The sequence below is a fragment of the Campylobacter sp. TTU-622 genome (assembly GCF_016598965.1).
Taxonomy (GTDB): Bacteria; Campylobacterota; Campylobacteria; order Campylobacterales; family Campylobacteraceae; genus Campylobacter_D.
Genome location: NZ_JAENKR010000070.1, coordinates 1 through 6,871 on the forward strand (window position 1 = coordinate 1; position 6,871 = coordinate 6,871).

The window sequence follows — 6,871 nt, forward strand, 5'->3', positions numbered from 1 at the left end:
AATTTATGGTAATTTTTTCTTTATTTTCTAAATTTTCTAGAATTATATTTTCATTTTCGATAGAGATAATTTTTGCTTCTAGTTTTTCTTTTTCGTTAGTAGTAATTTTTACAAGTTCATTAATGCTTTTTTTAAAATGATCTAATTTAGTAAGCTTTCTTTCAAGCCCTGGTGAGGATACTTCTAAAAAATACTCTCCATTCACAGGCGGTTCAACATCAAAAAGTGGGGATAAAATTTCACTTAACCTTGCACAATCATCTAAATTTACTCCGCCTTCTTTCATCACATAAACACGATAAATTTTCTTACCATTTTCACTAACTAACTCATCATCATAAAAATCAAGTCCAGCTTCTTTACATAAAGCTTCAAGATTCATTTTTTTCCTTTTTTATTTTTTCAAATAAAGCATCTATATGGTTTTGATATTCTAATCTATCATCAAATTTAAAATGAAAATTTGGACATCTATACCAACCCTGCTCACTCATACAATAATTTTGCAAAGCCTTGCTAGCCTTTTTTAAAGAATTTAAAATCTTTTCTTGTTCGTGAGTATTAAAAAACATCTTATCAAGATATACAAAAGCATCATATCTGCCTTTTTTACACTCTACATCTACCACACAAAGATTTTTTAAATTTACATCATCTAAATTTGCTAAAGCTTCTGGGATAAGCTCTTTTAAAATACTTTCTGTGCGAAGCTTCTTAATTTCAGCTACATTCATAAACTAACTTGTTCCTCAACTTCTTTATAACTTTCTATATAATCACCTACACGCATATCATCACATCCTTGTATCCCAACACCACACTCATAGCCTTTAGCCACTTCTTTAGCATCATCCTTAAAGCGTTTTAAAGAACTTACATTGCCTTCAAACACTACAACTCCATCACGAATAAGGCGAATTTTAGCCCCACGATTAATTACCCCTTCAGTTACCATACAACCTGCAATTTGTCCAATTTTTGGCACATTGATCACTTGTCTGATTTCTGCTTGTCCAAGTTGCTCTTCTGAAATAATAGGACTCATCATACCACCAAGCAAGGCTTTTACATCGTCTAAAAGATTGTAAATTACATTATAAGTTTTAATCTCCACGCCTTTATCTTTAGCACGCTCTTTAACTTCGCCTGTTGGTCGTATATTAAAGCCTAATACTATAGAATTCTCACTTGCACTTGCAAGCTCTATATCACTTTGAGTGATACCTCCTACTCCACTATGAATAATATTAACTTTAATTTCATCATTTCTTAATTTTTCTAAAGATGATTTTAAAGCTTCAAGTGTTCCTTGCACATCTGCTTTTAAGATAACTGGTAAAGCTTTGATATTGCCTTCTTTAATCTTAGCTCCAAGCTCATCAATGCTAACTTTAGTTGATTTGCTTAATTCTTTTTGACGATTGTATTCGTGACGTTTATTAGCATATTCTCTTGCTTCTTTATCTGTTTTTACAGCAATTAAAATTTCTCCAGCATCTGTAACTTCACTAAGCCCTATAATAACACCACATTCACCTGGCTTAATTTCTTTTAAAGTTTTACCTTGATCATCGCTTATGGCACGCACTTTTCCATAAGATTCTCCTGCTACAATAGTATCCCCAACTTTTAAAGTTCCATTTTGAACAATAATAGTAGCTACTGCACCACGACCTTTTTGAATAGAACTTTCTATAATACTTGCTTTTGCATAAGCTTTTGGGTTTGATTTAAGCTCTAAAATATCAGCTTGTAAAAGCACTATTTCAAGTAAATCTTCAATACCCATTCCCGTTTTAGCAGAAACTCCTACAAATTCATAATTTCCACCCCAATCAATTGGCATAATATCAAGTTCAGCAAGTTGTGTTTTTACCATATCAGGATTTGCACCTTCTTTGTCCATTTTGTTAATCGCTATAATAATAGGCACATTAGCAGCTTTTGCGTGATTTATAGCTTCTTTAGTTTGAGGTTTTACTCCATCATCAGCAGCTACAACAATAATAATAATATCAGTTATACTAGCTCCTCTTGCACGCATTGCTGTAAAAGCTTCGTGACCTGGAGTATCGATAAAAGTAATTTTACGCCCATTCTTTTCAACCATATAAGCACCAACGTGCTGAGTAATCCCACCTGCTTCACCACTTGCAATACGTGATTTTCTAATATAATCTAACAAAGAAGTCTTACCATGATCAACGTGTCCCATAATAGTAATTACAGGGGCTCTAGCAACTAAATCTTTTTCATCAATTTCACTTTCATAATCTTTTACATAGTCAAATTCATCTGCTTCATTGATGATATTAATCTCTATGCCAAATTCTGAGCCTAAAATTTCAATTGCATCTTCATCTAAAAAATCATTTTTTGTTGTCATCATTCCAAGCATAAAAAGCTTTGAAATAATTTCTCCTGTGCTTTTTCCTATTTTATCAGCAAATTCATATACTCTAATTTCTTTTGGAATTTCTATACTAGTAATAGCTGTATTTTCTTTTTTTTCAACTTTTTTAGGAGGTTTTTTGCGACTTCTTCTTTGAATACCTCCTTCCATACCAAAACCAGCAGAATTTCCAACTGCTTGACGTAAAAAATTAGGTGGTTTTTTTATAGTGTTTTGAGGTTTTTCCTCTTCTTTAACACTAAAATCAGGCAAAACTACCTCATCTTCATCTTCTAAAGAAATATCTGCAAATTCGTGATCACTTAAAAAATCCATTTTTTGTGCATTTTCTTTTTTTGTTGCGACAAAAGGCTTTTTATCTTTTTTCTTAACTGGTTTTGCATTTTCTTCATTGTTGGAAAAAATCATTGATAAACTAATACGTTCTTGGGTTGCATTAGATTTTACTTCCTCTTTTTTCTCTTCGTTATTGATTTCATTATTTTTCTTTTTAACGATCACAAGTCCTCTGCGTTTTGCCAAGGTTGCACTAGCTAAACTTTCTTTTTCTTCTTTTTTTTCTTCTTTAGCTTGAATTTGCTCTTCTTGTTTAATTTGTGTTTTTGCTTTAACTTCTTGTTTAATTTCTTCTTGTTTAAGATCTTTTTTTATTTTTTTAACTTCTTTTTTTTCTTTTTTAGCAGGGGCTTGGGTTTTTTTAAAAGCTTCTGGAATAATTTTAGTTTGTATGTATTCATAAATTGCAGCTGCAACTTCTGGATCTACAGCATTTGATGCTGATTTTATATCAAGTCCTAACTCATTAGCTTTTTCTATAATCTCTTTACTTGAATATCCTGCTTCATTTGCAATTTCATAAATTCTAACTTTTGCCATCTAAAAATATCTCCTTTAAATCCTGCTGAGTAATTTTCATAGTTAAATTTTTACACATTTTAGAAAATGCTTTCTGCAAAATTTTATCTTCTTTTAAAATACACTTAGAACACAGATAAAAACTGCGTCCACATTTAAAATGAAGTTCAATTTTTCCTGAAATAACTTTAAATCTAAATAATGATTCTTGTTTGAAACGCTCTTTGCAAACAATGCACATTCTAATAGGTGTATGATTTCTCAAAATTATATCTTTTTTTTATATTTTTTAGCAAATTTCAAGCCCATTATTATCGAATTCTAAAAGTTTTATTTTAAAATGAGGAAAAGTTTCTTCCATCTTTTGAAATAAAAACTGCGCATCTTCTTCATAAACTAAAGAAAAAAAACTAGATCCAGAACCTGAAAGAGTGCTCATTAAAGCTCTATTTTTTAAAGCACATTTTTGCACTTCAAAAAGTTCTGGCAAATTTTTCATTCTATTTAATTGATGTAATCTATCTTCACTTGCAAATTTTAATAAATCATATTTTTTCTCTAAAAAACAAGCCGTTAAAAAAGATGAATGACTTAAATTAAAAACGCTATCATTAAAACTTAAAGATTTAGGTAAAATTTGACGATTTTTTTCTGTGCTCATTGTAGTATTTGGGATTACTACAACAGCTTTTAAACTAGTATCAATTTCTTTTTTAATACTTAATACTTTTTTATCTTTTACTAAAGAACAAACAAAACCACCAAAAACAGCTGGAGCTATATTATCTGGATGATTTTCATATTTTAACGCTTCATTAAGAATTTTTTGTTTATTTAATTTTAAATCAGATATTAAATATGCTGCACTTATAGCACTAACAATTGCAGCAGATGAACTTCCTAAACCTCTAGATAATGGTATATTATTACGAAATATAAATTGAAAATTATCTCTTTTTCCATTTAATTTTTTATAAATTTCATTAAAAACAGAAAGAAAAAGATTATTTTTTTTAAGATAAATATTATCACTTCCTTCTCCATTAATGCTTATGCTAGTTAAGGAAGCTTTTTTAATTTCTACCTCATTAAAAAGTTTTAAACTAAGCCCTAAACAATCAAATCCTGGTCCTAAATTCGCACTTGTAGCAGGAACTAAAATTTTCACAATACATCCTAAATTACATCTAAAAAATAAAAAGGCAAATTATTGTTATTTATGTTAATTTTATCTAAATTTAAAGGCAAAAAAAAGTCACCTGGAATATTTTTTTCTAAAATAATTTCACCCTCTTTAAAAACGAAACAAAAATCTTTATTCGCTTTGATGGGTTTAAAATCATTGAGTTCAAAAGCACTTATACTATACAAAGGAATATTTTTAACTATGCTTAAAGTCTTTAAACTCATATAAGAAATTTTAATACCCATATAAGATCCAGGTCCATTAGCATAGATCAACCTTGAAATTTTAAACTCTTTTAATAAAGAATTTAAAATTTTTGGTAAAAATTCACTAGCTTTTTCATCGCTTGTATATTTTTTAATTAAAATATTTTCTTTATAAATACCAAGCATTAAAGGGCTTGATAAAGCATTTAATAAAAGGGTTAAATTTTCTATGCAAAAACCTTTTCATAATCTTTTTCATAATCTTTTTCAAGAGTAATGATTTCATAAGCTTGCTCATCTTTTAAAAGTTCTTTTGTAAGCAAATGATTTAAGTGATGACTTCCTGCATAAGAAATGTAATCTCCAAAAACCCTGTATCCAAGTAAAGTTAAATCTCCAATAGCATCTAAAATTTTATGACGCACAAATTCATCTTTAAATCTTAAACCCTCAGGATTTAAGATGCGATTATCATCAACAACGATAGTATTTTCCAAACTACCTCCAAGTGCTAAATTCATAGCTCTTAATTTTTCAACATCTTTTAAAAATCCAAAAGTCCTGGCTCTTGCAATATTTTCTATATAATTTTTTTTACTAAATTCAAAACAATAATTTTGCTCTCCAATTACAGCATTATCAAATTTAATTGTATAATTAATCTTTGGTTCTTTTGTTGGTATAAGTTTTACAAATTTATGACCATCTCTTACCTCAATAGCTTTTTTAATTACCATTACTTTTTTAGGAGCATCAAGTTCTTTAATACCTGCTTCATCAAGCATAATACAAAAACTAATACTACTTCCATCCATTACAGGAGCCTCATTAGCATTTAAAACTATACGTATATTATCGATTCCATAAGCATTAATTGCACTCATTAAATGTTCGATTGTAGAAATATATCCTCTATGATCTCCAATAACTGTTGCCATTTGAGTATTGATCACATTTGCTGGTTCAGCCTTATAAGAAATATTTAGATCTTTTCTAAAAAAAACTATACCACTATTAGCCTCTAATGGTTCTAAAATAATTTCTATTGGCTCTCCTTTATGAAGTCCTATTCCTACACCTTTTACAGATTTTGCTATAGTTAATTGTTTCATACTTATTTCTCGCTTAAAATTATTTTTTTTCCATCTTCTAAAACTTTATAAATATTATTTTTAAGCCATATTTTATCTTGCCATTGCTCTGGTCTTGTTTGCACACCTTGGACCAATACTTCAAAATGTAAATGATCACCCAATGCCAAACCACTAGTTCCAGTTTTTGCTATAATATCTTGTTTATTTACATTTTCATTCACATCAACATTTTTAGAAGAGCAATGTCCATAAAGACTATAAACTCCAAAACCATGATAAATAATTATATTTAAACCATAAATTCCATTATCTTCAGCAAAAACAACCTTACCTGGATTACTGCTAATAATTGGAGCAAAAGCTGTACTTGCTAAATCTAATCCCATATGATATCCGCTACTTATAAACTCACCATTATAAAAATAAGATCTATGATCAGCAAAATCAGCTACTTTCATAGCATTTCTAAGTGGTAAAAAAAGATTTAAATTAAAATCTTTTACACTCTCTTCTGGAACTTCTGAGGTAATTTTATAAATTAAGTCCTCATTGGCAAATCTTAAAGTTTCATTTACAAATTTAAATTTTTGCGTTCTACTTAACTTAGAAGCATCATCTTTACTCATATTTGCTGAAGCTAAAAAATTTATTTTAGTATCTAAGAATTTATCACTTAAATTGATATTAGAAACGCGGTATTTTCTATTTACAAAATAATATCTTATTCTTTCTTTTGTAGAATTTCCTGCCTTATCAGTGGCTATAATATAAGCTCTAAAATAATCATCTTTTGCATTCCAAGCAATTAAAGAAGCATAATAACCTTCTTTAATATAAGGTATAGCCTTGAAAATTTTCCCTTTATCTGTTTGAATATACACTTGATCTAAATTTTTATCCTCTGCTTTAAAAACAACACTAGCAACTCCACCTTGCTCAATTTGATAGGAGTTACTTAAAACTTTTACTTCAGGATTTATATCATCTATATCTATAAAAACAGATTTTTGAATATAATTTCCAGTAAAAAAATTCCAAAAACTTGCATCATATGCTTCAATTTCCATAATATAAGACTTAATTTTTTCTTTATAAGCAAGCTTAGGAAGATTAAATT

Annotated in this window: 8 protein-coding genes; all 8 read right to left on the bottom strand. The window is 28.8% G+C overall.

The window, feature by feature from the left end:
* The coding region (gene rimP / locus JG677_RS06395; RefSeq protein WP_200285769.1) for a ribosome maturation factor RimP at positions 1-382 on the bottom strand (382 nt) is incomplete at its 3' end.
* Complete coding sequence (gene rbfA, locus JG677_RS06400; RefSeq protein ID WP_200285771.1) at positions 372-734, bottom strand: 30S ribosome-binding factor RbfA; 363 nt, start codon at positions 732-734, stop codon at positions 372-374. The genes rbfA and rimP, both read right to left, overlap by 11 nt.
* Positions 731-3,289, bottom strand: a complete 2,559-nt coding sequence (gene infB / locus JG677_RS06405) for a translation initiation factor IF-2 (RefSeq protein WP_200285773.1) — start codon at positions 3,287-3,289, stop codon at positions 731-733. Before infB ends, rbfA begins: the two co-directional genes overlap by 4 nt.
* Positions 3,276-3,533 (bottom strand): DUF448 domain-containing protein, encoded by a 258-nt coding sequence (locus JG677_RS06410; RefSeq protein WP_234284650.1) that lies wholly within the window; start codon positions 3,531-3,533, stop codon positions 3,276-3,278. Before JG677_RS06410 ends, infB begins: the two co-directional genes overlap by 14 nt.
* Positions 3,534-3,557: 24 nt before the next feature.
* Complete coding sequence (thrB, locus tag JG677_RS06415; RefSeq protein WP_200217676.1) at positions 3,558-4,436, bottom strand: homoserine kinase; 879 nt, start codon at positions 4,434-4,436, stop codon at positions 3,558-3,560.
* 8 nt (positions 4,437-4,444) lie between these two features.
* A complete protein-coding gene (locus JG677_RS06420; RefSeq protein WP_200169302.1) occupies positions 4,445-4,846 on the bottom strand; it encodes a tRNA threonylcarbamoyladenosine biosynthesis protein TsaB in 402 nt (133 codons plus the stop codon).
* 41 nt (positions 4,847-4,887) lie between these two features.
* Positions 4,888-5,772 (bottom strand): UDP-3-O-acyl-N-acetylglucosamine deacetylase, encoded by an 885-nt coding sequence (lpxC, locus tag JG677_RS06425; protein ID WP_200285775.1) that lies wholly within the window; start codon positions 5,770-5,772, stop codon positions 4,888-4,890.
* 2 nt (positions 5,773-5,774) lie between these two features.
* On the bottom strand, positions 5,775-6,871 hold a 1,097-nt coding region (locus JG677_RS06430; RefSeq protein ID WP_200285777.1), incomplete at its 5' end, for a M23 family metallopeptidase.